Here is a 25,097-nt window from a genome sequence, read left to right on the forward strand (position 1 = left end):
GGCCGGGGTTTCCCCCGGCCTTTTCATTTCAACCCGCGACGCCGATCAGGCGATCGCTTCCTGGTAACGGCGCTCGACTTCGTTCCAGTCGATCACGTTGAAGAACGCGCCGATGTATTCCGGACGGCGGTTCTGGTACTTCAGGTAGTACGCGTGTTCCCACACATCCAGGCCGAGGATGGGGGTGTTGCCTTCCATCAGCGGGCTGTCCTGGTTGCCGGTGCTCTCGACCACGACCTTCTTGTCCGGGGTGACGCTCAGCCATGCCCAGCCGCTGCCGAAACGGGTCAGCGCAGCCTTGGTGAAGGCATCCTTGAACTTGTCGAAGCCACCCAGGTCCTTGTCGATCGCCTTGGCCACGTCGCCCACCGGGTTGCCACCCGCGTTCGGCGCCATCACAGTCCAGAACAGCGAGTGGTTGGCATGGCCACCCCCGTTGTTGCGCACCGGGCCCTGCAGGTTCTCCGGCAGCGACTTGAGCTTCTTCACCAGCTCTTCGACCGGCAGGTCAGCGTACTCGGTGCCTTCCAGCGCCGCGTTGACGTTGTTGATGTAGGTCTGGTGATGCTTGGTGTGATGGATTTCCATCGTCGCCGCATCGATATGCGGTTCCAGCGCGTCGTAGGCGTAGGACAGCTTGGGCAGGGTGTAGGCCATGATGCATCTCCTGATTGCGAGGGCACCCGACGGTGTCGGGCAGTGCGCGGTGAATGATGGGGACAGACCGCAAGATTACCAAGGGGGATGTAAAGGAAATTGCGTCCTGCCGGTGAGCATGCCGGCAATTGTTACGCAGCGGTGACGCTGCGCGTTCCTCATGCCCCATGCAGCGCGCAGGCGTTACAGTGCGTGCCTTGCCCTCGCCTGCCCGTGCCCATGCGCAACCCCCGGCTGCTGATCACCGCCATCGCCCTGCTGCTGCTCGGCCTGGTCGCCAACCACTTCATGCAGCGTGCGCCAGCGCCGCAGTTCGCGCCCGAACTGCAGGGCGCGCCTGCCGCGAAGGCCCCGGCCACGCCGGCAGCCCGCACCGATGGCGGGTTGCCCGCGTTCCTGCCCGCCGAGGCGCGCCAGACCATCGCGCTGATACAGCGCGGTGGTCCGTTCCCGCACCGCCAGGACGGCAGCACCTTCGGCAACCGCGAGCAGCAGCTGCCGCAGCGCGCGCGCGGCTACTACCGCGAGTACACCGTCGACACGCCTGGCGCACGCACCCGTGGCACGCGCCGCATCGTCACCGGTGGCGATCCGCCAGAGGCGTGGTACTACACCGACGACCACTATGAATCGTTCCGCAGCTTCACCGTACCGGCCCAGGGAGCGCAGTGATGAGCCACGATGATTTCGGCCTCGGCCTGCATGACATCAACAATGCCGGCGTCTACGCCATCGACAGCGACGACATCGACGCGCTGGCGGCGGCGATGCGCGATGCCGGCCTGAAGGTGATCCGCATCGATCTGGAAGGCGTGGCCGACAAGCGCACCCTGCTGGCACGACTGGCCGCGCAGCTGGATTTCCCGGCAGGCTTCGGCGGCAACTGGGATGCTCTGTCGGACAACCTGCGCGACCTGCAATGGCTGCCGGCCAACGGCTATGCACTGTTCCTGGCCGACGTCGATGCACTGCGTGCCGCCACGCAGAAGGACTTCGACACCCTGCTGGAGGTGATGGACGAAACCAGCCGCGACTGGGTTGGCCGTGACGTGCCGTTCTGGGTGTTCCTGTCGCAGAGCGCGTGAGGTCACTGCCCTGGTGGATGCCGACCTTGGTCGGCATGCGCTGATGCCCTGGTGGAGGCCGACCTTGGTCGGCGCTTCCGTGCCAACCAAGGTTGGCACCTACCAAAGCGCGTCAGCACGACCGTCACATCCCGTGATGGTTCCGGCGAGGAGCCCCCTTGTTGTTCAAGGGGGCGCGCCAACGGCGCGGGGATAAGGAAACATGCGTGGACAATGGGAGCCGCTAGCGGCTCCCATTGTCTTCCTGCAGCTCTTTCTTGAACGGGATGTCCGGCGGCGGACGCGCCACCGCGGGCTGGTCCTGCATGTTCGGGTTGGTCAGGCCACAGCCACCACCGGCCTGCAGGATCGAGATCACGCAGGAGATCTTCGTGCCGGTGCCCGGCAACGGAATCTCCATCGACTTGATGCCCTTGCGCACCCACTCGGCGAGCAGCGATTCCTGCGGCACCCAGTACTTGTCGAACGAGGTAGGCGTGTAGTCGTACGGCGGCCGCTTCAACCAGGTGCCGGACTGGGCGATACGCTCCTTGGTCCAGCCATCGTTGGCACCGCCCGGTGCGCCCCGTTCGGCGTGCCCGTCGCCCTCCTGCCCCGGCACCCGCACGCTGCCATCGGCATTGAACAGACCGCTGCCCTTGCCGGAAGTACTGGCCTGGTGTGCGCCACTGCTCGCACCGTCGCGGTTGCGGCTGGAGGCACCCCAGTCATCGCTCTTGGCAGGCGTGGCCCAATTGCCCGGGTCGGGTGCTGGGCGCGCGCCGGCCTGGGCCGGTGCGGTACTGGATGCCGACGTGCGCGCTGTCGTGCTGCTGGCCTGCGCCGCGCTGCTGCTGGCCGCAGGCGCAGCAGTTGCCGCGGGGGCACTGCCACTGGAAGGTGATGGCGCCGCCGCTGGTGCCGAGGCGACTTCGCGTTCGCGCACCTGCACATCACGACCCGCCGGCGCATGTACAGTCGGCTCACGGCCGGCCACGGTCGCCATCCGCACCTGCGGATCGACCACTGCCTGCACCTCGCGTTCGCGCACCTGCAGTTCCTGTTGCGGAAGGCGTACCTGCACATCCGCGGTGCGCAGCGGCTGCGGCGCCACCGGGGCGTCGACCGTACTGACTTCGCGCTCCTGTACCTGGATGTCACGCAACTGCGGCGTGCGCACCGCGACGGCCGGTGCATGCAGCGGCGTCGGCACAGGGGGCGCCTGCAACGGCTGCACGCTGCGCTCGCGCACGGTGGGCGTGGTGTCGCGCGGCACTATGCTGACCTCGGTACGTGGCACGCTGACCGGAGGCACCACGAAGTCGGTGCTGGCCTGGGCCACGTCGGTGGCCTGCACCGGCGACGGCGGCGGCGCCGCGACCGGTGCGGGTTCGGCTTCAGCCGGCGGTGCTGGCGCGCTGGCGGTCGCTGCAGGTGCCGGCATCGGCGCCGGCGCTGCGGCGGGACGCGGTTGCGGTGCGGTGGCGGCTCCCGCCTCGCGGCCGGCCGCCACCTGCCCTGCCGGCGCGGCGGCAGCGGCTTCGGCGCCCGGCTGGTCGCCACCGCCTTCCTGGGTAGCGCGGCCGACGAATTCCACCTGCACGCGCTCGCCTTCAGCGCCCTCTTCCTCCGGCGCCGTGGTGCGGATCACCGCCACCCACAGCAGCAGCACGAAGAACAGCAGATGCAACAGCGCACTGGCCAGAGCCGAGGTCCAGCGCATCCAGCGCTGATCACGCGGTGCGGCATCCCAGTCCTGCCAGAACAGCCGGCGCAGCGCCTGCCACGGGGACAAACGCGGCGATTGCCCGGGCGGCCCGGGCAACGGACGCGGCAGCAGCACGTCGATGACGTCCCGCGCATGCAGCGGCCGCGGCAATGGACCGAGCGAGCGCAGCCACAGCGCCCAGCCATACGGCAGGCGCGTGGTTTTCTCGAGGACGGCCCCGGGCTGCTGGCGCGCCAGCAGCAGGTCGATGAGCTGCTCGGCCCGGGTCAGTGGCACGCGTCAGCGATCAGGCGGCGTTGCCGCGAGGGATGTACGGCGCGTGGCCACTGTCGTGGTCGGTCGCATCACGTACAGCGGTCACGCCCGGCACGCGGCCCATCAGGGTCTTCTCGATGCCCTGCTTGAGGGTCACGTCGGCCATGCCGCAGCCCTGGCAGCCACCACCGAAGCGCAGCAGCACCACGCCGTCGGCCGAGACTTCCTGCACGGCCACCTTGCCGCCATGCGAGGCCAGCTGCGGATTGATTTCGTTCTCGACCACCCAATGCACGCGCTCGACCAGCGAGGCGGCATCGCCGGGCGCTTCGCCCTTGATGCGCGGCGCCTTGATGGTCAGCTGCTGGGCACCGGCGGTGCCGGCGACGATGTCGATCTCGGCGCCATCGAGCCAGCCGACGCTGCTGGCATCGACATAGAGGGTGAAACCATCGCAGTCCACCGCCCACTCGTCGCCGAGCAGATCGGTCGGTTCGGCGAATTCCAGCCGGGCATCGGCGCGCGGGGTACCGGGATCGACCGCGCTGAGACGCACGCCCATGCCGGGCACGCCCTCGCGTTCGATCAACTTGCGGAAATGGGTCTGGGCAGTGTCGGAGATCTGGATCATCAGGCTATTCTAGCCAAGTAAGCGTCAGCCGCTCATTCGGTTTATACACCGTCCGGCGCATTGTTCAGTCAACACGAGGTGGAGATTCCCATGGCCGACCTGATTCCACTGGCCCAGGCCCGTTGCGTGCCGCGCAAAGGCAGCGACCATAAGCTTGGCGAAGCCCGCCTGGCCGAACTGCTGCCGCAGGTTCCCGGCTGGGAGCTGAGCGAGGGTGGCCAGGCCCTGTCGCGCACCTTCCGCTTCAAGGATTACTACGCCACCATGGCCTTCGTGAACGCGCTGGCCTGGATCGCCCACCGCGAGGACCACCATCCGGACCTGGGCGTGCACTACGACCGCGCGGTCGTGCGCTTCTCCACCCACGACGTGGGCGGCCTGAGCGAGAACGACTTCATCTGCGCGGCAAAGACTTCGGCCCTGACGGAGCAACTGCCATGAACGTACGCCTGCTGAGCCTGTCCCTGTTCGCTGCGACCGGCCTGGCCGGCTGCGGCGCATCCGAACCGCCGGCACCGCCACCGCCGCCGCCGACCGAAGTGGCCGCGGTGAAGACGCCGCCGCCGCAGTACCCGCTGGAACTGGCCTGCATGGGCGTGGGCGGCACCAGCACCTTCAAGGTCACCATCGGTACCGACGGCAAGCCGAGCGAGGTCGCCCTTCTGACCGGCGCCGGCAACCCGCAGCTGGACGAGCTGGCCAAGGCCGCCGTGCAGGGCTGGCAGTTCAACGCCGCCACCCGCAACGGCCAGCCGGTGCCGGCCACCATCCAGGTGCCGGTCAGCTTCAACCCACCGCAGCCGAAGCCGGACCAGTGCTTCGCCATCGAAGAACGCTTGCGCCGCGGCGGTTGATCGCGCGCGCCCCGACGAGGCAAGCCGACGCCCGCCTCGCCCTCGCCGCCCCGGCCTTGCCCAGGGCGGTTGTCTGTTGACCAGGATCGCGTCGGTACATGCTGCAGATTCCCCCGGAAAACGTCTGGATCGCGCTCGCGGTCACCCTCGCGGCCGGTCTGGCCACCGCCATCGGCAGCCTGCTGGTGCTGTTCTCGCGCCGGCCCAATCCGCGCCTGCTGGCCTTCGGCCTGGCCTTCGCCGGCGGCGCGATGGTGTATGTGTCGCTGTCGGAGATCCTCAACAAGTCCATTACATCCTTCGCGCTGGCCTATGGCGAGCGCACCGGCTTCACCTACGGCACCCTGGCGTTCCTGCTGGGCGTGATCGTGATCGTGCTGATCGACCACTTCATCCCCAACCCGCATGACAGCCTGGACAAGCAGGACCCTGCGTTCCGCGAGAACAGCCGCGAGTACCTGAAGCGGGTCGCGCTGCTGACCTCGATCGCCATCACTGCGCACAACTTCCCGGAAGGGCTGGCAACGTTCTTCGCGACCCTGGAGAGCCCGTCGGTGGGCATGCCGCTGGCCTTCGCCATCGCCATCCACAACATCCCCGAGGGCATCGCGATCGCGGTGCCGGTGTACTTCGCCACCCAGAACAAGCTCTATGCGTTCAGCGCCAGCCTGCTGTCGGGCCTCGCCGAGCCGGTGGGCGCGGCGCTGGGCTACTGGCTGCTGTCCGGATCGCTGTCGCACGCCACCTTCGGCTGGGTGTTCGGGCTGATTGCCGGCGTGATGGTGTTCCTGGCACTGGACGAGCTGCTGCCGGCGGCCAAGCGCTATGCCAAGGGCCACGAAACCGTGTACGGGTTGGTTGCGGGCATGGGCACGCTGGCAATCAGCCTGGTGCTGTTCAAGTGGTGAGCAATTCCAGGCCCGCCCCGTAGAGTCGAGCTTGCTCGACTGACATTCCTCGACCGAACAGCAGTCGAGCAAGCTCGACTCTACAAGGGGATACGGCGCGCTGCCTGTCCTGCCTACTTCAGCCGATCCAGCGCCTCGACCAGCTCATCGGCCAGCGGCGCGTTCAGCACGTACGGGCTCTTGCCGTCGTCCAGCGCGAACTCCAGCGAGGCTGCGTGCAGGAACAGGCGCTTCAGCCCGATCTGCTCACGAAGCCGCTTATTGACGACCGGATCGCCGTACTTGTCGTCACCGGCCACCGGATGCCCCAGGTGCTGGGCATGCACGCGGATCTGGTGGGTGCGGCCGGTCTCGATGCGGACCTCGCAGTACGAATGCCCTCCGCGACGCTCCAGCACGCGGAAGTGGCTGATCGATTCCTTGCCGATCGCGTTGACCTGCACATGGCGCTCGCCGCCCTGGCGCAGGCCCACGTGCAGCGGCGCATCGACCGTCATCACGCCGTCGGGCATGCGCCCGGTCAGCAGGGTCAGGTAGCGCTTGCGGATGCCGGCGCCGTGGTCTTCACGCAGCAGCGCCTGCAGCTCGCTCAGCGCCGAGCGCTTCTTGGCCACGATCAGCAGGCCCGATGTGTCGCGATCCAACCGGTGGACCAGCTCCAGGGTCTGCCCCGGGCGCAGCGCACGCAGGGTCTCGATGGCGCCGAAACTGATGCCGCTGCCACCGTGGCTGGCCACGCCGGTGGGCTTGTTCAGGGCCAGCAGGCGGGCGTCCTCGAAGACGATGGCCTGCTCCAGCCGGCGCATGAACGCCTCCGGCGGACCTGCCTTGTCTCCCTCTTCGGTGAGACGAACCGGCGGCACACGCACCTCGTCTCCGGCCTCCAGCTTGCGTTCGGCCTTGGCCCGGCCGCCGTTCACCCGCACCTGTCCGCTGCGCACCAGCTTGTAGACCAGGCTGCGCGGGGCGCCTTTCAGCTGGCCAAGCAGGAAGTTGTCCAGGCGCTGGCCGGCGCGGTCGGCGGGAACGGTGATCATGCGCACGGAAGGCTTGTCGCCAGCGGGCTTGGTGGGGTCTTGGGCGGTCATCAGGCTGTTTATTCTGTTACACTCGGGGGGCGAGATAAGGGATTGATTTCGTTGGAAGTTACTCAGGGCCAGAAGCCCAGCTTCCGACGAATCCGGCACAGTGCGCGACCACCGCCCGCGGGGCGGCCATGTTAGCGGCTCACCGGCCTTCCCGGCCATCGCCGGATGCCTGACACGCAACCGTGCTGAACATGTCCCGCGTGGCGCTCCAGCCTGGCTGACAGCTGCCTGCGGCCCTGCAACACCCAAAAACCCATAAGAGTGAAGCGCTCCCGCGGCCTGCCGTGGTGTCGTAGCGCTGGAAACCCAAGCCGCCCTCCCCGCGCTTGCGCGAATGGGCGGCGAGCCGTGTCCAGAGGCGAAACCCCATGGCGTTCCGCGCGGTAGCCGCTTGCGAGGAACGCAACAATGAAGCGAATGCTGATCAACGCCACGCAGGCTGAAGAGCTGCGTGTTGCCATCGTGGATGGCCAGTCGTTGTATGACATCGACATCGAACAGCCGTCGAAGGAACAGAAGAAGTCCAACATCTACAAGGGCCGGATCTTCCGCATCGAGCCCTCGCTGGAAGCGGCCTTCGTCGAATACGGTGGTGGCCGCCATGGCTTCCTGCCGCTGAAGGAAATCTCCCGCGACTACTTCCAGGCCGGTGTCGACCACAACAAGGCCGGCATCCGCGAGCTGCTGCGGGAAGGCCAGGAAATCGTCGTCCAGGTGGACAAGGAAGAGCGCGGCAACAAGGGCGCCGCCCTGACCACGTTCATCTCGCTGGCCGGCCGCTACATGGTGCTGATGCCGAACTCGCCGAGCGCGGGCGGTGTCTCCCGTCGCATCGAAGGCGAAGACCGGGCCGCACTGAAGGACGCCCTGGACAAGCTGAACATCCCCGACGACATGGGCGTGATCATCCGCACCGCCGGCGTCGGCCGCGATGCCGAAGAGCTGCAGTGGGACCTGGACTACCTGCTCAACGTCTGGCGTGCCATCGCCGAGGCCGCGCTGAGCAAGCCGGCCCCGTTCCTGATCTACCAGGAATCGCGCCTGATCGTACGCGCCCTGCGTGACTACCTGCGCGCCGACATCGGCGAGATCCTGGTCGACACCGAGGAGATGTACGAGCACGCCCGCGAGTTCATGCAGCAGGTGATGCCGCAGACCCTGCGCAAGCTCAAGCACTACAAGGACGACATCCCGCTGTTCAACCGCTTCCAGATCGAGTCGCAGATCGAAGGCGCCTACGAGCGCAACGTGCGCCTGCCGTCGGGTGGCTCGATCGTGGTCGACCAGACCGAAGCGCTGACCGCGGTCGACGTCAACTCCTCTCGCGCCACCAAGGGCAGCGACATCGAGGACACCGCGTTCCAGACCAACCTGGAAGCGGCCGAGGAAGTGGCCCGCCAGCTGCGCCTGCGCGACCTCGGCGGCCTGGTGGTGATCGATTTCATCGACATGGCCTCCAACAAGCACCAGCGCGAGGTCGAGAACCGCCTGGCCAACGCGCTGAAGTACGACCGCGCCCGCGTGCAGGTCGGCCGCATCTCGCGCTTCGGCCTGCTGGAAATGAGCCGCCAGCGCCTGCGTCCGAGCCTGGGCGAGTCCAGCCAGATCGTCTGCCCGCGTTGCGACGGCCACGGCCGCATGCGCAGCGTCGAGTCGCTGTCGCTGTCGATCATCCGCGTCGCCGAAGAGCATGCGATGAAGGAGAACACCGGGCAGGTGCTGGTCCAGGCCCCGGTGGAGATCGCCAATTACCTGCTGAACGAAAAGCGCAGCGCCCTGCGCGAGATCGAGCAGCGCCACGAAGCGCCGATCGTGATCGTCGCCGACGAGCAGCTGCACACCCCGCACTACACCGTCACCCGCCTGCGCGAGAACGAGCTGGGTGAAGAGAGCAACAAGCCCAGCTACCAGCGCGGCACCCCGCGCAAGCTGCCGGTGCACGCCCTGACCAAGGGCCAGCTGAACATCCCGCCGCCGGCGGTGACCCAGGTCAAGCACACCTCTCCGGCCCCGGTGCGCGAGGAAGTGGAACCGGCGGCAGTTGCTCCGGCCCCGGTCGTGGCCGCGCCGGTGGCGCAGGCTCCGAGCGGTGGCGTGATCGGTTGGCTCAAGCGCGTGTTCGGTGGCGAACCGGCCCCCGCCCCCGCACCGGCACCGGCGGCGCCGGCGGCACGCCAGCAGCAGGACGGCGGCCGCAAGGACCGCAACAAGGATCGCAACAAGGACCGCAAGGACCGCCGCGACGACAACCGTGGCAATGGCGGCAACGGCAACGCGCAGCAGCAGAAGGACGGCGGTAACCGCAAGGACCGCGGTGAGCAGCGCAAGGACGGCCGCAACGGTAACAACGGCAATGCCCAGCAGCAGCCGCAGCAGGGCAAGCAGAAGGAGCCACAGCAGAAGGATGGCCAGCAGCCGCAGCAGCAGAACAAGCCGCGCAACGAGCAGCAGGGCCAGAACCCGCAGCAGCCGAAGCTGAAGCAGCCGAAGCAGCCGCGCCCGCAGCAGGATGGCGACAAGCCGGCCGAGAAGCCGCAGCGCAACGCCGCCGAGGTCCCGGCCGAAACCGTGACTGCGGCTGCAGCCGTGGCCGCCACGGCGGTCGCCGCCAACGTGGTGACTGCGCAGGAAGCGACTGCACCGGTGGCGCCGGTGGTCCCGGTGTCCGCCGCTCCGGTGGACGCCGCAGCACCGGTCGAGACCGCTGCCAATGCGGCCAGCGAGGCCGAATTGGTTGCGGTCGCTGCTGAAGAGGCTGCAGCCGACGCCAATGGCGAGCAGGCGGGCGAAGGCGCGACCCGCCGTCGTCGTGGCCGTCGTGGTGGCCGCCGCCGCCGTCGCGGTGGTGCCGAGAACGCTGCCGGCAGCGACGTCCTGGGCGATGACCAGGACGACGGTGACGACGGTGATGATGCTGATGGCGCCGAGCCGAACGTCGACAGCGCTGCCGGCATTGCGCCGGCCGCCACTGCGCAGCCGGTCCGTTCGCAGCCGGAATTCGATTTCGATGATGAAGTCGAGCCCGCCGCTGCCGACGCCGCAAAGCCGGTTCGCGCTGCCGCCGCCGTTGCCGCCGCACCGGTTGCCGTGGTGAGCAGCGCCGTGGTCGAAGCCGCCGCCCCGGTCGTGGCCGAGGTGCAGGCTCCGATTGAAGCCGCCACCAAGGCCGAACCGGCACCTTCGCCGGTGCAGACCAGCATGCTCGATGCCATCGACGCTGCGACCCCGGTGCAGCCGGTGGCCGTTACGGCTCCGGTGACGGAAACGTCGCCGGCGGTGGTCGAGGCTGCTCCGGCCGTCGAAGCCGCTCCGGTGGTTGAGGCGAAGCCGACCATGGTCGAGGCTGCGCCGGTGGTGGAATCGAAGCCGGTGGCTGTTGACGCTACCCCCGTGGCGGAAGCCCAGCCGGTGGCCGTTGAGGCTGCTCCGGTGGTGGAGACCGCTCCGGCGGTGGACGCCGCTGTGGCGATTGAAGCCACGCCGGTCGTCGAGACCGCGTCGGTCGCCCAACAGCCGGTCGCCCCGGTGGCGGTCGAGGCCGCTGCGGTGGAAGCCGCTGCCCCGGTCGCCGAGGCCGTGGTGGCACCGTCGATTGACCCGGTTGCCGATGGTCACACCGACGCTGCGGCCCAAGCCGCCGAAGCCAAGGCCCACGAAGAAGACGAAGAAGCCGCCAAGCGCACGCCGCCGGCGCACTGATCGCGTCCTGATCGTGTGAATCGAAACGGCGGGGATCGATGATCCCCGCCGTTTTTGTTTGTGTGATTGGCGCTGGCTTCGCCCTGGTAGAGGCCAACCTTGGTTGGCGCCGTTGATTGAATGTACGCGGACACGCCGGTGCCAACCAACGTTGGCACCCACCAGGGCACCACCTGCGCACGGTCACTGCCCTGGTAGAGGCCAACCTGGGTTGGCGCCGTTGATTGAATGCACGCGGACACGCCCGTGCCAACCAAGGTTGGCACCTACCGGGACATCAGCGCGCCGGAGCGAACTGCAACCGGGTCCACACGCCGTAGTGGTCCGAGGCCCAGCGACCGCTGTCGTCGGGCTGGTCGAACAGCAGCTTTGCCTCGCGCGCGACCATCTCGTCCTGCTGGAAGAAGATGTGGTCGATCCGCGAGGGCGCCTGGTAATAGTGCCGGTTCAAGGTGCTGACCCCGGCCAGGTCCGTATTGACGTGCACGCTGCCATAGCTGTCACCGTAACGGCTGCGCAGCGCACTCAGGTCGCCGGCATCCACCAGTGCATTGAAATCGCCCGCGATCACCACGGGCGCACCGGCCGACGTCGTGGTGATGTAGCGCAGCAGGTCCTCCACCTGGCTGCGACGGATGCCCTGGCCACGCTCGTCGTTGCGCTCGTTGAGATGCGTGGCGTAGACATTCACTGGCGTTCCATCGACGTCGATGCGCAGATGGGCGACGGTACGGTAATCGTCCAGCGGCTGCAGCAGGTGATCGCCGCGAGCCAGGATCGGACGCCGGGTCAGCAACGCGTTGCCGTAGCGCTTGGGGGCCCCGACCGGATCGGTGGACACGAACACATACCGGTAGCCGAGCTGGCTGGCCAGCCACTGGGCCTGGTTGCGGACATTGCGCCGCTGGATCACCTCCTGCAGGGCAACCGCATCCGGCTGCAGACGCTTGAGCTCGGCCAGGATGGTGCGGCGCCGACTCGGCCAGTCTTCGCGGTCGTGATGCAGGTTGAAGGTGACCATGCTCATGCCAGGCGCATTGCTCACCTCAGCCGACGCGGCGGTGGCCGCGGGCTCGACCGCCATCACCACGCCCGGCAGTGCCATTGCAATCGCCAACCCCAGGGCACGCACCGACGTGCGCACCCTCGCCCGCTGCAGCTTCATCGTTACTGTCCCTTGCGTTCGGCGCGGCGCACCGCGCTCGGCACGTCGATCTCGACCCGCGCCGGCAGCTGGTGCACGTGCAGTTCCTTGTTGATCCACTCGACCGCCTCACCGTTGACGGTGGCATCGCCCGGATCACCGGCATACGGCCACGGCAGCACCACGCCGCCCACCGGCGGTACCAGGCCCGGCTGCAGCTCCAGCACCAGCTGCTTGTCACTGCGCTGCAGGCGGTAGTTCAGCTGGCCCTGCGGCGTTCGCAGGCCCTGCACGGCGATGCCTTCGCCCTGCAGCCACGCGGCCGGAACGCCCGCGGCCAGCACCAGGGCGTCATCCATGTCGCGGTGGTAGGCGAACATGTCCAGCGCCGAGCGCACGAAGTCCGAGGCAACCCAGGCATGCGGCAGGTCACCCACGAAGAACGGCTTGCGCGGCGTGCGTGACACCACTTCGGCCCACTGGTTCCAGGCCTGCGGCGCACGGTCCTTGAAGAAGAACCCGGTGGCCTGCCAGGCACGGTCGCGCCAGCCCAGGCGCACGAACGCGGCCACGTTGCGCCACTCGTACGGGGTGTAGTCCTTCCACTCCCGCTTGCCATCGCGGCGGGCCACGAATTCCTTCCAGTAGCGCTCGAAGGTTGCTTCCAGTGCCTGCTGCGGCAGGCGGCCCTGCTCACCGCCAGGGGCCAGCGCGATGGTGGTCGAGGTCGCATCGAAATCGCCCAGCTCGGCCGAACCCGGCAGGTAATCGATGTTGTGCTGCTGCATCGCAGACAGCAACGACGCCTGCAGGTCATCGCGGAACTGGTCGCGCGATTCGGCGATCTGCATCGCCTCGACCTTGCCCAGCTGGGTCGCCAGCAGCGCGGCGTCCTTGTAACCGCGCAGTGCCCAGAAGTTGTCCCAGTACGAATGCATCGGCTTGGCCGAATAGCCTTCGTGGCTGATCGAGGCCGGCATCATGCCGTAGAAGGCCGGGTTGCGCGCCCGGTTTTCCTCGGTGCGCTCGCTGGCGCGCAGTTGCTCCATGTAGGTGTAGGCGCCCTGCACGTGCGGCCACATCAGTTCGACGAAGGTGCTGTCGCCGGTGTAGCGCCCATACTCGGCAATGCTGTAGATCAGCTCGCCGTGGCTGTCGTTCTCCGGCACCGGGTCGCTGCCGCGCGCATCGACGCAGCACGGCACCTTGCCGTTCTCGAACTGGTACGGCGCATACCAGTTGATGTAGTCACGCACGGCGTCGCTACGGCCCATGCGCAGCAGGCCTTCGGAAATCATCGCGCCATCGCGGATCCAGCTGCGCGCGTAGGAACGCGTACCCGGCTGCAGGCGCGGCCCAACGCGCGAGATCAGCATGTGCGCCACCGCGGTACGCAGGGTGTCGACCAGGGCCTGGCCGGCCGCCGGTACCTGCAGCGAGACCACGCCCAGCTTCTGTCGCCACTGCTCGGCCACCTGTGCCTGGGCCTTGGCCACATCCAGCGCCTTGGGCGCCCAGCCACCGGTCTGCGGCAATACCACCGCCACTTCGCGGCTCTGGCCGGGCTCCAGCTTGATCGTATACATCAGCGCGCCCGACGCCATGCCGGTGCTGTCCTTCACCGCCGTGGTGGCCGGGTACTTGCCGCTGGCCAGATGCATCGCATCGAGCTTGCCGTCGAACGTGCTGGCGAAGCGCGCGTCCGGCACCTGCAGCGGGTAGATGCGCGGCTCACCATTGATCCGCACCAGCTGTTCGCCGACATCCAGCGCATCGATGCGGCTGAAGCCGCCGACGGTGTTGAGGAACTGGGTCGGCGGGTTGACCTGCCACGGGCGGATCGCCAGTGCCAGGGTGTACTCGTGCGCGACCTTGTCCGGATTGCTCAGCCGGTAGCGGCCGATCAGCTGCGCGCGCTCCGGCGTGCCCTGCACGAAGCTGGTCACGGCCAGGCCGACCTTCTCGTGTACCCAGTCGACGTTGGCGATCGGCAGATAGTGGTCCTGCAGCGACTGGGTGATGGCCACTTTCGACCAGTCCAGCAGCTTGCCATCGAGCCGGATGAACGGTTCGATGCTGAAGCTGCCCTTGGCCGGCTCCAGTGCGCCGTCCTCACTGATCAGCGCCTGCTCCTGGCCGCCATCGAGGCCCAGCAGGGTCCAGTACGGCTGTTCACCGACATAGGCGCGCGGCAGTGCACCACGCGGCAGGTCGGCGGCCACCGACGACAGGAACGCATTCGGAGTGGCAGCGAAGGCCAGCGGCTTGAGCGCGATGTCACGGATGCCATAGCGCCAGTTCGGGCCATCCTGCAGGTCGAAGCGCACGTAGCGTGCGTCGGTATCCGGCAGCGCCAGCCAGTCGCGGCCACCGGCACCGCTGGTCACTTCGCGTACGGTGCGCCAGTCGCGGCCATCCTCCGAGGTACGCACGGTATAGCGGCGCGCTTCCAGATCCGGCAGCCAGTCGACCACCGCACCGCCGATTTCGCGGCTCTTGTGCAGGTCCAGGCTGATGGTCTGCTGCTTGACGCCCCCGCTGATCCAGAACGTATCGCTCTTGCCGTCGATCATGCGGTCCTGCAGCGCGGTGGCGGTATCGGCGATCACCGATGGCACCAGCGCTGAATCATCCTGCGGCGGCAGGCCCTGCAGGGTCAGCCTGTCGAAGCACACCGTGCCCCGGCCGCCGACCTTGCTGTAGATCGTGAACTCGACGGCGGCACTGCGCGCCATCTCCTTCTCGGGCGACGGCCCCCATGCCTTGTCGATCTGCCGGCGGCGGTATTCGACCGGCGTCCACGCCTTGGGGAAGCTGTAGCCGGGACGGTTGACCCACCACACGTTGTCGCCGCTGGCGTCGATCAGCTTGAACTGCAGGTCATTGCCCGGCGAATCACCGCGCAGCTGGAAGCCGAAGCGATAGTTGACCGGGTACTCGATGTTGAGCGCGCGACGGATGCCGACGTAGCCGGAAACCTTGTGGAAATCGTAGTCCAGGCACAGCGCGCGGCCACCACCGGCACCACTGACCGGGCGCAACGAACCACTGACCTGGTCGGACAGCACCAGTTTCCAGGCGCCGATATCGTCGAAATCGTCCAGCACTTTCGGTGCCGGCAGCGCCGGCGGCGCGGCGATCGCCAGGGAGGTCCACAACAGGCCCAGTCCAACGGCGATCGCTCGCTTCATCCTTTGACGCTCCCCAGCAACAGACCTTGTATGTAATACCGCTGCAGCACCAGGAACAGCGCCAGCACCGGGACCACGGTGACCACCGCGCCGGCCATCATCATTTCCACGTCCATGATGTGTTCGCGCGAGAGGGTGGCCAGTGCCACCGGCAAAGTGTAGTGCTCCTGGTCGGTCAACACGATCAACGGCCACATGAAATCGTTCCACGCGCCCATGAAAGTGAAGATCGCCAAGGTCACCAGCACCGGCTTGAGCATCGGCAGAACGATCTGGAAGAAGATGCGCAGCTCCCCTGCCCCGTCGATGCGCGCCGCTTCCAGCAGCTCGTCCGGGATCGAACGCGCGTACTGGCGGACCAGGAAGATACCGAACACGCTGGCCAGCGCCGGCACGATCACGCCGCCGAAACTGTTGACCAGGCCCAGCTGCTTCATCAGCAGGAACAGCGGCAGCATCGCCACCTGCGCCGGGATAACCAGCGCGGCCATCAGCACCTGGAACAGACGCTCGCGGCCGACGAAGTTCAGCTTGGCGAAGGCATAGCCGGCCATGGTGTTGAGCAGCAGCGAACCGATGGTGATGCCCAGCGACACCAGCAGGCTGTTGGCGAAGTTGCCGCCCATGCCGGTGCGCGCGAACAGCTCATGGTAGTTGTGCGTGGTGATGCTCGAAGGCAGCAGCGGCGGCGGAAAATGGCTGGCCTCGCCCTGCGGCATGAACGAGACCGACACCATCCACAGCAGCGGCGCCAGGCTGACCAGGGCCAGCACCAGCAACGCACCATTGATCATCCACGGGTACCAGCGCGACTGGCCGATTTCACGACTCATACCAACTGCCTCTTGCGGCCGAAACGCAGCATCACGGTGGTCACCGCCAGGATGATCAGGAACAGCAGGAACGCCACCGCGGAGGCGCGTCCCAGGTTCCACCACTTGAAGCCTTCCTCGAACATGAAATACAGCACGCTGACGGTGCTCTGCAGCGGGTCGCCACGGGTCATCACGTAAGGCTCTGCGAACAGCTGGAAGTAGCCGGACACGGTAATGACCCCGACCACCAGCAGCACCGGGCCGAGCATCGGCAGGGTGATGTGCAGGAACTGCTTCCAGCGCGAGGCGCCGTCGATGCGCGCGGCCTCGTAAAGGTCATGCGGGATCGCCTGCAGGCCGGCCAGGAAGATCACCATGTTGTAGCCGAAGTTCTTCCACACCGCGAACAGCATGATGGTCGGCATCGCCCAGTTGGGATCGCCCAGCCAGTCGATCGGGCTGATGCCCAGATGGCCCAGTCCGTAGTTCACCAGCCCGTAGCTGGTATGGAACAGGTAGCGCCAGATCACTGCCACCGCCACCAGGGTGGTCACCACCGGGGCGAACAGCGCGGTGCGGAACAGCGCCTTGAAGCGCGCTGCCGGTGCATTGAGCAGCATCGCCGCGCCCAGCGACACGCCGATCGACAACGGCACGCCGATCAGCACGAAGTAGGTGGTGTTCCACAACGACTTCCAGAACATCGGTGTCTGCAGCAGATCGATGTAGTTGCCCAGGCCGACGAAGCGCAGGTTGCTGCTGTCAGCCAGCGCGTAGAGGTCGAAGTCGGTCACGCTCAGCGCCAGCGCCGAGGCCACCGGCAGGCCGAAGAACACCCCCAGCACGATCAGCGAAGGGCCGGCGAAGATCCAGCCGGCAAGTGAAGTACGTTTCATTGCGCGCTCCCGGCGGCCACGGCACTGCTTGATTGCGGCGACGGCGCACGCTGCTGCAGGCGTTGTTGTTCATGCATCCAGCGGCGCTTGGCCAGCACCTTGTCCACGCGCTGGTCCAGCTCTTCCACCGCCTTGTCCTGCGGCAGGCCACCACGCACCACCTTCTCGGTGACGATGCGCATTTCCTGCACGATGCGCTCCCACTCGAGCACCTTCGGCGTCGGCTTGACCCGCTCCAGCTGGTCACGGAACGCAACCGCCAGCGGATCGTTGGCCAGCGACGGCGCATTCCAGGTACTGCGGCGCGGCGGCAGGTCACCGATGATCGAGTGGAAGCGCGCCTGGATTTCCGGCCGCGACAGGAACTCGATCAGCTTCCACGAGGCTTCCTTCTGCTGCGACTTGCGGAAGATCACCAGGCTGGTGCCACCGGCGATGCCGGCCCCGGGGCCGTCCGGGCCCGGCAATGCGGCGGTGCCCCACTGCCCTTCCAGCTCCTTCGGCTGCAGCTTCTTGAACTCGCGGATGTTCCAGGGGCCGGAGATGTAGAACACGTTGAAGCCCCGGAAGAACTCGTCCCAGACGTTGGAAATCTGCGTCTCGGACATCTTCGGCGCCCAGCCCTGCTCGAACATGTTGGCGTAGAAGGCCAGCGTGCGGCGGAACCCCGGGCTGGCGAAATTGCCGCGGGTGTCATCGTCGCGCAGCAGCGGATCGGGCTGCTGCAGCGCCAGCGACAGCTGCTGCTCGAACTCGTTGATCGGCATCAGCACCGCGTAGCGGTTCGGCCCCTGCATCTTCTTGATCGCGGCCATCTGCTCGTCCCACTCCTGCCAGGTGCGCGGCGGATGGTCGTAGCCGGCCTTGGCCAGCAGGTCCTTGCGGTAGTAGATCAGGCGGGTATCGACATACCACGGCACGCCGACCAGCTCGCCATGGATCACGTTGGTATCCCAGATGCCCTGGAAGTAGTCCTTCGGGTCCACCACGGACGAACGCTGCACGAACGGCTGCAGCGGCGTCAGCGCGTCGAGTTCGGCGAACTCGGGCACCCAGGTGTTGCCGAGCTGGCATACGTCGGGCAGCCCGTCGGCGGCGAACGCCGTCAGCAGCTTCTCGTGCGCGGCGGTCCAGGGAATGTTCTGCACATCCACCTTGATGCCGGGGTTCTCGGCCTCGAACTCATGGATCAGCTCGCTGACCACCTCGGCTTCACGGCCCATCGCCCAGAAACGCACGGTGGTGGTGCCCGGCTCGGTACGGGCGCAGCCGGCCATGGCCAGTGCGGCCAGGGCAGGCAGCGCCCAGCGGCGCAGGCGGTCGATCCAGTTCGGCATCGGGTTACTTGCCCTGGCCTGTGGTGCGGTTGGCATTGTTCTTCTGTTCCTGCGCGGCAGCCGCGCGTGATTCGGCGATACCCACCGCGCGTGCCGCCGCGGCCTTTTCGTCCTTCTGCAGTTCAAGCGGCTGGAACGAGCCTTCCGGCGCCAGCCAGCCACCACTGAACCCGGCCCGCTCCAGCCCCTTGCGGATGTACGGATTTTTCTTCATCACTTCCCACACGAAATCATTCCGGTAGTTGGCGATCATGGTCAGGATCGGGCCCTGGTCGATGGCGATGTAGTCACTGGCGACCCAGCCACGATCCGGCACCAGGCGGCCGGTCTTGATCGGAATGTCGTAGTTGAAGCTGGGATTGAACGAATCCAGGAAACCGTAGCTGGAATAGATGTAGTCGCCATAGCGCTTGTGCATCTCCAGCGTGGCCGGGATCACCTGCTCGGGCGCGAACACCACCGACGCGATCGCGGCGGTCGGGGCGATGGTGCCGTCATCGAAGTTCTCGCGCAGGCCGGCGCCGCGCGAAGAGTAATGGCGGAACTGGCGCTGCTCGCCGCGGTATTCCTGGGTGGTGTTCTGCGGGCCGTCGCTGGCGGTCAGGCCCCACACGTTCTCGCCATAGTCCTTCCACTGCATCGGGTTGGCGATGGCGTACTCGCGCTGGGCCAGCGCGGCCGAACGGCTGTTGAGGAAATAGGTGCTGCCGCGCTCGCGCATGTACGCGTCCTGGATATCGCGGAAGTCGATCCAGACGTGGCTGTACTGGTGGCCGAACAGCGGGCCGAAGGACAGGTATTCCTGGCCCTGGTAGACACCCCAGTCGTTGTCGTAGGTCCGCGTCCATACCGTCCAGGCATCCGGGCTGACCGGGTGCGTCGGCGAGCCCAGGGCAAGGATGTAGACCATCATCGCCTCGTTGTAGCCCATCCAGTCATGGTCGATGAAGCCGCTTTCGGGGAACCAGCCCATCGAGATCAGCGGTGCACGCTGCTGCAGCCACGGCCAGTCGATCTTCCTGTACAGCGTGTCGGCGATCTGGCGGATTTCCTTCTCGCGCGGATCGTCGCCATCGTAGTACGACTGCGCGAACAGCACGCCCATCATCAGCAACGCGGTATCCACCGACGAAAGCTCGACCCAGCTGTCGTAGCGACGGCCTTCCTGCATGTCCAGGAAGTGGTAGTAGAAGCCCTTGTAGCCGGCCTTGCCGGTGCGCTGCGGGCCCATCGGCACGTCGCGGAAGAACTTCAGCGTGGTCAGGGTGCGGTCGATCGCCTGGTTGCGGCTGACCCAGCCGTTCTCGATGCCGATCGGATAGGCGGTCAGCGCGAAGCCGACCGAGGCGATGCTGGCAAACGGCCGCGACGGATAGCGGTCCGGGGTCAGGCCGTTGATCTCGTTGGTGGTGTCCCAGAAGAACTGGAAGGTGCGGCGCTCGATGTCGTCGAACAGCGGCGGCAGCTCCGGCTTCATCGGCCGCGGCGGTGCATCGGCCTCGATCAGGATCACCGGCGGCCGCGGCTTGGCAGGCTCCTGCTGGGCCGGCTGGCAGGCGGCCACGGCCAGGCTCAACGCTGCGGCGGACAACAGATGGCGTGCCTGCATGGCGCGGTTCCTCCGGTGGTCTGATCGATGGGAAAGCATAACGTCCAATGATCTGAAATCGTTTACAAGGTGCAGGCTGAAAAAACCACGAAAAACGTGGTTTGACACCGCGATCATTGCCCACGCCGCTGCCCCCTGGCCGGCAGCGGCGTGGGCAATGGACCGGCACCGGGCCGGCCATTGCCGTTGTTCATCCTGCCGATGCCGCCGGCGGACCGGCGGCATCGGAGTACTGCTGCAGGCTGGACCGCTTAGAAGCGGAAGCCCACTTCGGCCTTCACCTGGCGCGGCGTACCGACGATGTCGCCGGTCTCGTTGTAGCTCGCGGTCAGCTTGCCGTTCTTGTAGTAGTTGTAGTTCGAGAAGTTGTCGAAGTTGAACACGTTGATGATGTCGATACGCGCATACAGCTCGGTATCGCCCGGCATCTTGAACGTCTTGGTGGCCTGCAGGTCGACCGAGCGGTAGCCGAAGATCTTGCCACCCAGCAGGAACCGGCCATTGCCACCCGGAACCGCCGCCATCGGGGTCGGCAGGTCGAAGCCGTTGGCCTGCGGCACGCCGTACCAGTCGTTGATCGCGGTCGGGGTGGCCAGGGTCAGCTTGCCACCGAAGGTGATGCCCCAGAAGCCCGCGTACGATCCGGTCACCACCAGGCGGTGGCGCGGCGCGCCGTTGGAGCGGATGGTCGGGTAGTCACCGATCACGCCGCGGTCGAACGCGTAGTGCTCGTTGATGTCACGGTTGTGGCGGGCGGTGGTCCAGGTGTAGGCGATCGAGGTGCCCCAACCGCTTTCCTGGGTGAACGGCTTCTGCGCCGACAGCAGGATCTGGGTGGCGCGGGTCTTGATGCCCTGCTGGCCGATGATCAGGCTGCCGAAGCCCGGCACGTTGCAGCTCCAGGCCTGGCCCAGGCCCGCCTGGGTACCGCCGCACAGGCGCGGGTCATCGAAGAAGTTGCCGGTCGGATAGCGGTTGCCCAGGGTGAAGGCGAAGCCGTCGTAGGTCAGCGTGCGCGAGATGGTGGCGTCGGTCAGCCACTCGCCGATCTGGTTGCTCATGCCCAGGCTGAACTGGTCGGCGTAAGGCACCTTCAGGTTGTTGTTCAGCAGGTCCACTTCCAGGCCGGCATTGCTGGTCGAACCGACCAGGCTCTGCAGGTTGCCGATGCCGTTGAGCAGGTTCGGATTCCAGTCATAGCAGGCGGCGTTGCCCTGGAAGCACTGGCCGGTGGCCGGGTTGCGGAAGTAGATGGTCGGCTGCGGCAGCGCCAGCTTGGTGGTTTCCAGCTGCAGGTAGTCGAACAGGTCGCGGTCGTAGGAACGGCCCGCACCACCGTGGATCACGTGCTGCTCGTCGGCATTGATGTCATACGAGAAGCCCAGGCGCGGCTGCCAGGCATCCTTGAACGCCTTGCGGTTGTGGCCGTTGCTGATGTAGTCGTTGATGTTCAGGCCGCTCAGCGCCAGCGTATCGGCGTAGCTCTGGCCAGCCGCAGCACGCGGGTCCTGCGCGAACAGCGCATTGACCACTTCCGGCGGGGTCACGAAGTCCAGGTAGGACGGGTTCTTCTCGTAGTCCCAGCGCAGGCCGAGGTTCAGCTGCAGGTGGTCGTTGACCTGCCAGTCGTCCTGGATGAACAGGCCGATCTGCTTGACCTTCGAGCGCACTTCGCCGGACACGCCGGACACGCCGGTCACCGGCTTCACGAACTGCGCCTTGTACGGAATGCTGTCCGGGAAGGTCGGGTTGTCGATGGTGTAGTAGAACTGCGGATTGATCTGCGCCGCATCAGAGGCGTACAGGTCGATCTGCTTGTACTTGGCACCCATCTTGATGGTGTGGTCACCGGCCCACTGGATGCCATCCAGGGTCAGGTTGTCTTCGATCGACCAGCCCTTCTGGCCCTTCACCTGCGACGACATCGCCGACGAGCCGCCGATCGAGACGATCGGGCGCTCTTCGTTGGCGCCGTCCGGAGCAGTGTAGTTGAAGCCGTTGCCCATGCTCAGCGGCTTGGGATTGTTGAACGAATCCTCGTGGGTGACCATCAGCTCGTTGTAGTAACGCTCACCGCTGTGGTTCCAGCGCAACGCGTAACGACGGTCGGTGTTCTTGGTTTCCTTGCCGTGCATCGGCGCGGTCTGGTCCGAGAACTGCTGCTGGGTTTCGTCACGGTCCTGGAAGGTCAGTTCCAGGCGGTCGTTGTCGGTCGGCTCGAAGTCGATCTTGCCGAAGATCAGGTCCTGCTGGAACGGCTGGCTGGCCGGGCCCAGGCCCGCCTGTGCGTCGGCCGGCACGCGGTCGGCCTTGCTGGTCACCGCGCCGTGCGGCGCGATGGTCACCGGCAGGTCGAAGCGCTTGGCTTCATAGGTGACGAAGAAGTGGGCCTTGTCCTGGATGATCGGGCCGCCCAGGGCGAAGCCGTATTCCTTCTCGGCCGAGACCATCTTTGACTTGTTCGGCTGGCGCTCGGCCGGGGTCATCGCACGCATGTCTTCATCGGTGTAGCGGTAGAACGCCTCACCCTTGAACTCGTTGGTGCCCGACTTGGTCGCCGCGGTGACGGCGGCACTGGAGACCTGGCCATACTCGGCCTTGTAGTTGCCGGTGATGACCTTGTACTCGCCGATGGCCAGCTGCGGGAACGGGTTGCCCGCGCTGCCGGACTGGCCGGCGACGCCGCCGCCCTTCACGTAACTCTTCTGGCCCACGCCATCGATGTAGACATTGGTGCCATCGGCATTGGTGGCACCGCCGCGCAGCGAGGTGTTGCCCTTGGCATCACGGGTGAAGATCATGCCCGGGACCGCGTCGGCGAACTCCAGGAAGTTGCGCGAGACCTGCGGGGTGGTCTGGATCTGCTGCAGGCTGACGGTCTTGCCGACTTCGGAGGTGCGCACTTCCTGCAGCAGGGTCGGCGCGACGACATTGACGGTGTCGAGGTTGGTCGCTGCGGTCGAACCCGGGGTGCTGCTGGCCGCACCGGCGAAGTTCAGGGTAGCGGTCGAGGCCACGGTGACGGTGACCTTCTGCGACTGGCCATTGGCGACCACGTCATAGGTACCCGGGTCCAGGCCCATCAGCGAGTAGCTGCCATCGGCACGGATGGTGCCGCGGCGGACGATGCCGGTGGCCACGTTGGTGGCGGTGACTTCGGTGCCTGCCTGGGCGCCGGCCACCTGGCCACGAAGGCTGGCATTGGCCGACTGCGCCATGACGTTCGGAGCGGCGGCCAGCATCAGGCAGCTGACCAGTGCGGTGCTCAGCAGCCGGCGTGCCGGCGTGCGGAAGGTGGTGTGCATCATCAACTCAATCTCCGGGTGGCGGTGACCGCTTGCGCGGTCCCTGCGATCAATCAAAAAAGAAGGAACGCCTCTGGCTTCAACGGCCGGATGGCGGAGTGGTGGAATCGCGAACTATCAAGCGGGGAACCAGGGTCTGCTTGTCCCCTGTCCCGTCCGTGGAGGTGCCGTCCATCAACTGCATCAGGCGCGTCATGGCCCGATCGCCAAGCTCGGCGATGCTGACCTGCATGGTGGTCAGCGACGGGTGGACGAAACGCGCCAGTGGAATGTCATCGAAACCCGCCAGGGCGACATCGGACGGCACATGGACCCCTGCCTGGGTGAACGCATACAGGCAACCCAGGGCCATCATGTCGTTGGCGGCGAACACGGCATCGGGCAGCGCTCCGGCTGCCAGCAACTCCTGACCGGCGCGATGGCCGGAAGCTTCGTCGAAATCACCGGGCAGCTCGATGCCCTCGGCGCCACTGCCGAATGCGGCCAGCGCGTCACGGAAGCCGCGCAGGCGCTCGCGCGCGTCGAAGTTGAGGTCCGGGCCAGAAATGAACGCAATGCGGCGGTGGCCGGCATCCAGCAGGTGGCGGGTCATCGCCATCGCGCCGGCATGGTCGTCGATGCTCAGCACCGGGTGGTCCTGCCCGGGCAGATAGGTGTTGATCAACACCGTCGGCAGCGACTGCGGCAGGTTGTCGGTCAGGAAGCCCGGGCTCTCGGCATAGGGCGACAGCACCAGCAGGCCGTCGACGCGGCCGCGCATGGCACGCAGGGCCGCGCCCTGCTGCTCCTGGTCACCGTGGTAGCTGGACACCAGCAGGTGCTGGCGGCGGTTGCGGGCAACGTTGTCGATGCCGCGCATCAGCTCGGAGAAGAATTCGCCGTACAGGTCCGGAAGCACCACGCCCACCGTATTGGTGCGGCGGCTGCTCAGGCTGCGGGCGGCGGCGTGCGGGGTGTAACGCAGCCGTGCGGCCACCTCCAGCACAAGCTGGCGGACCGGTTCGGCGACATTTTCATGCCCGTTGAGCGCGCGGGAAACCGTGGCCACGGAGACCCGGGCTTCGCGAGCGACGTCTTTGATTGTGATAGCTGCCTTGTTCACGAAGCCGCCCTCCACGGCTTGGACCTACCAGCATTGGCGCGGAATGTAAGCGTTTCCATCTGGGCTTGTAAACAGTCCGTTAGGCGAATGTCCTGAAATGGACATGGAAATCTGTCCATGGCGGGGCCCCGCAGGGACCGGCCAGGACAGTGCGGGACAAGGGCTCAGCCCTGTTCTGACGGGGTCTGTGCGCGGATGGACAAGGCGTGGATATCGGCGTCCATCATCGACCCCAGCGCGGCGTAGACCGCGCGATGCCGGGCCAGCGGGCCCAGTCCGGCGAAGCGTTCACTCACCACATGCACGTTGAAATGGCCGCGCCCGTCGCGCGCGCCGGCATGCCCGGCATGGCGATGGCTGTCGTCCTCGATCTCGAGCACGCTCGGCGCCAGTGCCTGTTGCAGCGCATCACGCATCCGTTCGATCCGTTCCGCGTTCACGGCAGTACCTTGCGGAACGGACGCACCTGCACGCGGGTGTAGACGCCTGCGGCCACGTACGGATCGGCATCGGCCCAGGCCTGGGCCTGTACCAGCGATTCGAACTGCGCGATCACCACCGAACCACTGAAACCGGCCGGGCCGGGGTCTTCGCTGTCCACCGCCGGGCACGGCCCGGCCAGCAGCAGGCGCCCCTCGTCACGCAGCGCGTGCAGCCGCGCCAGGTGTTCCGGCCGCGCCTGCAGCCGTTGCGCCAGCACGTCCTGGCCGTCATACCCTTCGATCACATACCACACCGGCATTTCCTCGCTTGCGTTGTCGGGTGCGCAGATTCTAGCCAATGCGCCCGCTGCCCCGGCCCGGCTGGACACTG

20 protein-coding genes are annotated in these 25,097 nt (G+C 66.7%); 6 read left to right on the top strand and 14 right to left on the bottom strand.

The window, feature by feature from the left end; all coding sequences use genetic code 11:
* Positions 1–45: 45 nt before the first annotated feature.
* Entirely contained in the window at positions 46–657 is a 612-nt protein-coding gene (locus N5C18_RS21185; protein WP_005410310.1) for a superoxide dismutase, read from the bottom strand.
* Between the two features lie 219 nt (positions 658–876).
* Between N5C18_RS21185 and N5C18_RS21190 the strand changes: the two genes are divergently transcribed.
* Together N5C18_RS21190 and N5C18_RS21195 are read left to right on the top strand one after the other, a co-directional pair.
* Positions 877–1,329, top strand: coding sequence for a ribonuclease domain-containing protein (locus N5C18_RS21190; RefSeq protein WP_164241217.1), 453 nt, complete (start codon positions 877–879; stop codon positions 1,327–1,329).
* Positions 1,329–1,742 carry a barstar family protein gene (locus N5C18_RS21195; protein WP_053450276.1) on the top strand — a complete coding sequence of 138 codons (414 nt, stop codon included), beginning with the start codon at positions 1,329–1,331 and terminating at the stop codon, positions 1,740–1,742. Before N5C18_RS21190 ends, N5C18_RS21195 begins: the two co-directional genes overlap by 1 nt.
* Positions 1,743–1,965: 223 nt before the next feature.
* On the opposite strand, the gene N5C18_RS21200 is transcribed toward N5C18_RS21195, so the two are convergent.
* Together N5C18_RS21200 and N5C18_RS21205 are read right to left on the bottom strand one after the other, a co-directional pair.
* On the bottom strand, positions 1,966–3,726 hold the full coding sequence (locus N5C18_RS21200; RefSeq protein WP_279945549.1) for a hypothetical protein: 1,761 nt from the start codon (positions 3,724–3,726) through the stop codon (positions 1,966–1,968).
* Between the two features lie 10 nt (positions 3,727–3,736).
* On the bottom strand, positions 3,737–4,336 hold the full coding sequence (locus tag N5C18_RS21205) for an NfuA family Fe-S biogenesis protein (RefSeq protein WP_006456023.1): 600 nt from the start codon (positions 4,334–4,336) through the stop codon (positions 3,737–3,739).
* Positions 4,337–4,426: 90 nt separating this feature from the next.
* Between N5C18_RS21205 and N5C18_RS21210 the strand changes: the two genes are divergently transcribed.
* From N5C18_RS21210 to zupT, 3 genes are all read left to right on the top strand, one after another.
* Positions 4,427–4,777 carry a 4a-hydroxytetrahydrobiopterin dehydratase gene (locus N5C18_RS21210; protein WP_049466833.1) on the top strand — a complete coding sequence of 117 codons (351 nt, stop codon included), beginning with the start codon at positions 4,427–4,429 and terminating at the stop codon, positions 4,775–4,777.
* Entirely contained in the window at positions 4,774–5,190 is a 417-nt protein-coding gene (locus tag N5C18_RS21215) for an energy transducer TonB (RefSeq protein WP_053512033.1), read from the top strand. Before N5C18_RS21210 ends, N5C18_RS21215 begins: the two co-directional genes overlap by 4 nt.
* Before the next feature lie 98 nt (positions 5,191–5,288).
* Entirely contained in the window at positions 5,289–6,098 is an 810-nt protein-coding gene (gene zupT / locus N5C18_RS21220; protein ID WP_053512032.1) for a zinc transporter ZupT, read from the top strand.
* Positions 6,099–6,211: 113 nt separating this feature from the next.
* On the opposite strand, the gene N5C18_RS21225 is transcribed toward zupT, so the two are convergent.
* A complete protein-coding gene (locus N5C18_RS21225; protein WP_040007401.1) occupies positions 6,212–7,186 on the bottom strand; it encodes an RluA family pseudouridine synthase in 975 nt (324 codons plus the stop codon).
* A 408-nt stretch (positions 7,187–7,594) separates the two neighbouring features.
* Here N5C18_RS21225 and N5C18_RS21230 point away from each other — a divergent pair, with 408 nt between their 5' ends.
* Positions 7,595–10,885, top strand: coding sequence for an Rne/Rng family ribonuclease (locus N5C18_RS21230; protein ID WP_279945550.1), 3,291 nt, complete (start codon positions 7,595–7,597; stop codon positions 10,883–10,885).
* A 277-nt stretch (positions 10,886–11,162) separates the two neighbouring features.
* Here N5C18_RS21230 and N5C18_RS21235 read toward each other — a convergent pair whose 3' ends face one another.
* From N5C18_RS21235 to N5C18_RS21280, 10 genes are all read right to left on the bottom strand, one after another.
* A complete protein-coding gene (locus tag N5C18_RS21235; RefSeq protein ID WP_053510491.1) occupies positions 11,163–12,050 on the bottom strand; it encodes an endonuclease/exonuclease/phosphatase family protein in 888 nt (295 codons plus the stop codon).
* Between the two features lie 2 nt (positions 12,051–12,052).
* Positions 12,053–15,220: a discoidin domain-containing protein gene (locus N5C18_RS21240; RefSeq protein ID WP_053510489.1), complete on the bottom strand. Its 3,168-nt coding sequence runs from the start codon at positions 15,218–15,220 to the stop codon at positions 12,053–12,055.
* Entirely contained in the window at positions 15,217–16,053 is an 837-nt protein-coding gene (locus tag N5C18_RS21245; RefSeq protein WP_006456347.1) for a carbohydrate ABC transporter permease, read from the bottom strand. Before N5C18_RS21245 ends, N5C18_RS21240 begins: the two co-directional genes overlap by 4 nt.
* Complete coding sequence (locus tag N5C18_RS21250) at positions 16,050–16,931, bottom strand: sugar ABC transporter permease (RefSeq protein ID WP_005410323.1); 882 nt, start codon at positions 16,929–16,931, stop codon at positions 16,050–16,052. Before N5C18_RS21250 ends, N5C18_RS21245 begins: the two co-directional genes overlap by 4 nt.
* Positions 16,928–18,268, bottom strand: a complete 1,341-nt coding sequence (locus N5C18_RS21255; RefSeq protein ID WP_053510487.1) for a sugar ABC transporter substrate-binding protein — start codon at positions 18,266–18,268, stop codon at positions 16,928–16,930. Before N5C18_RS21255 ends, N5C18_RS21250 begins: the two co-directional genes overlap by 4 nt.
* Positions 18,269–18,272: 4 nt before the next feature.
* Complete coding sequence (locus tag N5C18_RS21260) at positions 18,273–19,877, bottom strand: glucoamylase family protein (protein WP_053450284.1); 1,605 nt, start codon at positions 19,875–19,877, stop codon at positions 18,273–18,275.
* 251 nt (positions 19,878–20,128) lie between these two features.
* The gene (locus tag N5C18_RS21265; protein WP_053510485.1) at positions 20,129–23,185 is read right to left on the bottom strand and encodes a TonB-dependent receptor; all 3,057 of its coding nucleotides are present in this window, start codon (positions 23,183–23,185) and stop codon (positions 20,129–20,131) included.
* 76 nt (positions 23,186–23,261) lie between these two features.
* On the bottom strand, positions 23,262–24,299 hold the full coding sequence (locus tag N5C18_RS21270) for a LacI family DNA-binding transcriptional regulator (protein ID WP_006456453.1): 1,038 nt from the start codon (positions 24,297–24,299) through the stop codon (positions 23,262–23,264).
* A 149-nt stretch (positions 24,300–24,448) separates the two neighbouring features.
* The gene (locus N5C18_RS21275) at positions 24,449–24,700 is read right to left on the bottom strand and encodes a BolA family transcriptional regulator (protein WP_279945623.1); all 252 of its coding nucleotides are present in this window, start codon (positions 24,698–24,700) and stop codon (positions 24,449–24,451) included.
* Between the two features lie 20 nt (positions 24,701–24,720).
* On the bottom strand, positions 24,721–25,020 hold the full coding sequence (locus N5C18_RS21280; protein WP_049456038.1) for a YciI family protein: 300 nt from the start codon (positions 25,018–25,020) through the stop codon (positions 24,721–24,723).
* Between the last annotated feature and the right edge of the window lie 77 nt (positions 25,021–25,097).

Source organism: Stenotrophomonas sp. GD03930 (assembly GCF_029839665.1).
GTDB classification, from domain to species: Bacteria; Pseudomonadota; Gammaproteobacteria; order Xanthomonadales; family Xanthomonadaceae; genus Stenotrophomonas; species Stenotrophomonas forensis.

What these genes read in the sequence shown, in the direction of transcription:
- N5C18_RS21185 (WP_005410310.1), bottom strand. Translation starts at nt 657, where the DNA reads ATGGCCTACACCCTGCCCAAGCTGTCCTACGCCTACGACGCGCTGGAA.
- N5C18_RS21190 (WP_164241217.1), top strand. Translation starts at nt 877, where the DNA reads ATGCGCAACCCCCGGCTGCTGATCACCGCCATCGCCCTGCTGCTGCTC.
- N5C18_RS21195 (WP_053450276.1), top strand. Translation starts at nt 1,329, where the DNA reads ATGAGCCACGATGATTTCGGCCTCGGCCTGCATGACATCAACAATGCC.
- N5C18_RS21205 (WP_006456023.1), bottom strand. Translation starts at nt 4,336, where the DNA reads ATGATCCAGATCTCCGACACTGCCCAGACCCATTTCCGCAAGTTGATC.
- N5C18_RS21210 (WP_049466833.1), top strand. Translation starts at nt 4,427, where the DNA reads ATGGCCGACCTGATTCCACTGGCCCAGGCCCGTTGCGTGCCGCGCAAA.
- N5C18_RS21215 (WP_053512033.1), top strand. Translation starts at nt 4,774, where the DNA reads ATGAACGTACGCCTGCTGAGCCTGTCCCTGTTCGCTGCGACCGGCCTG.
- zupT (WP_053512032.1), top strand. Translation starts at nt 5,289, where the DNA reads ATGCTGCAGATTCCCCCGGAAAACGTCTGGATCGCGCTCGCGGTCACC.
- N5C18_RS21225 (WP_040007401.1), bottom strand. Translation starts at nt 7,186, where the DNA reads ATGACCGCCCAAGACCCCACCAAGCCCGCTGGCGACAAGCCTTCCGTG.
- N5C18_RS21230 (WP_279945550.1), top strand. Translation starts at nt 7,595, where the DNA reads ATGAAGCGAATGCTGATCAACGCCACGCAGGCTGAAGAGCTGCGTGTT.
- N5C18_RS21235 (WP_053510491.1), bottom strand. Translation starts at nt 12,050, where the DNA reads ATGAAGCTGCAGCGGGCGAGGGTGCGCACGTCGGTGCGTGCCCTGGGG.
- N5C18_RS21240 (WP_053510489.1), bottom strand. Translation starts at nt 15,220, where the DNA reads ATGAAGCGAGCGATCGCCGTTGGACTGGGCCTGTTGTGGACCTCCCTG.
- N5C18_RS21245 (WP_006456347.1), bottom strand. Translation starts at nt 16,053, where the DNA reads ATGAGTCGTGAAATCGGCCAGTCGCGCTGGTACCCGTGGATGATCAAT.
- N5C18_RS21250 (WP_005410323.1), bottom strand. Translation starts at nt 16,931, where the DNA reads ATGAAACGTACTTCACTTGCCGGCTGGATCTTCGCCGGCCCTTCGCTG.
- N5C18_RS21255 (WP_053510487.1), bottom strand. Translation starts at nt 18,268, where the DNA reads ATGCCGAACTGGATCGACCGCCTGCGCCGCTGGGCGCTGCCTGCCCTG.
- N5C18_RS21260 (WP_053450284.1), bottom strand. Translation starts at nt 19,877, where the DNA reads ATGCAGGCACGCCATCTGTTGTCCGCCGCAGCGTTGAGCCTGGCCGTG.
- N5C18_RS21265 (WP_053510485.1), bottom strand. Translation starts at nt 23,185, where the DNA reads ATGATGCACACCACCTTCCGCACGCCGGCACGCCGGCTGCTGAGCACC.
- N5C18_RS21275 (WP_279945623.1), bottom strand. Translation starts at nt 24,700, where the DNA reads ATGCGTGATGCGCTGCAACAGGCACTGGCGCCGAGCGTGCTCGAGATC.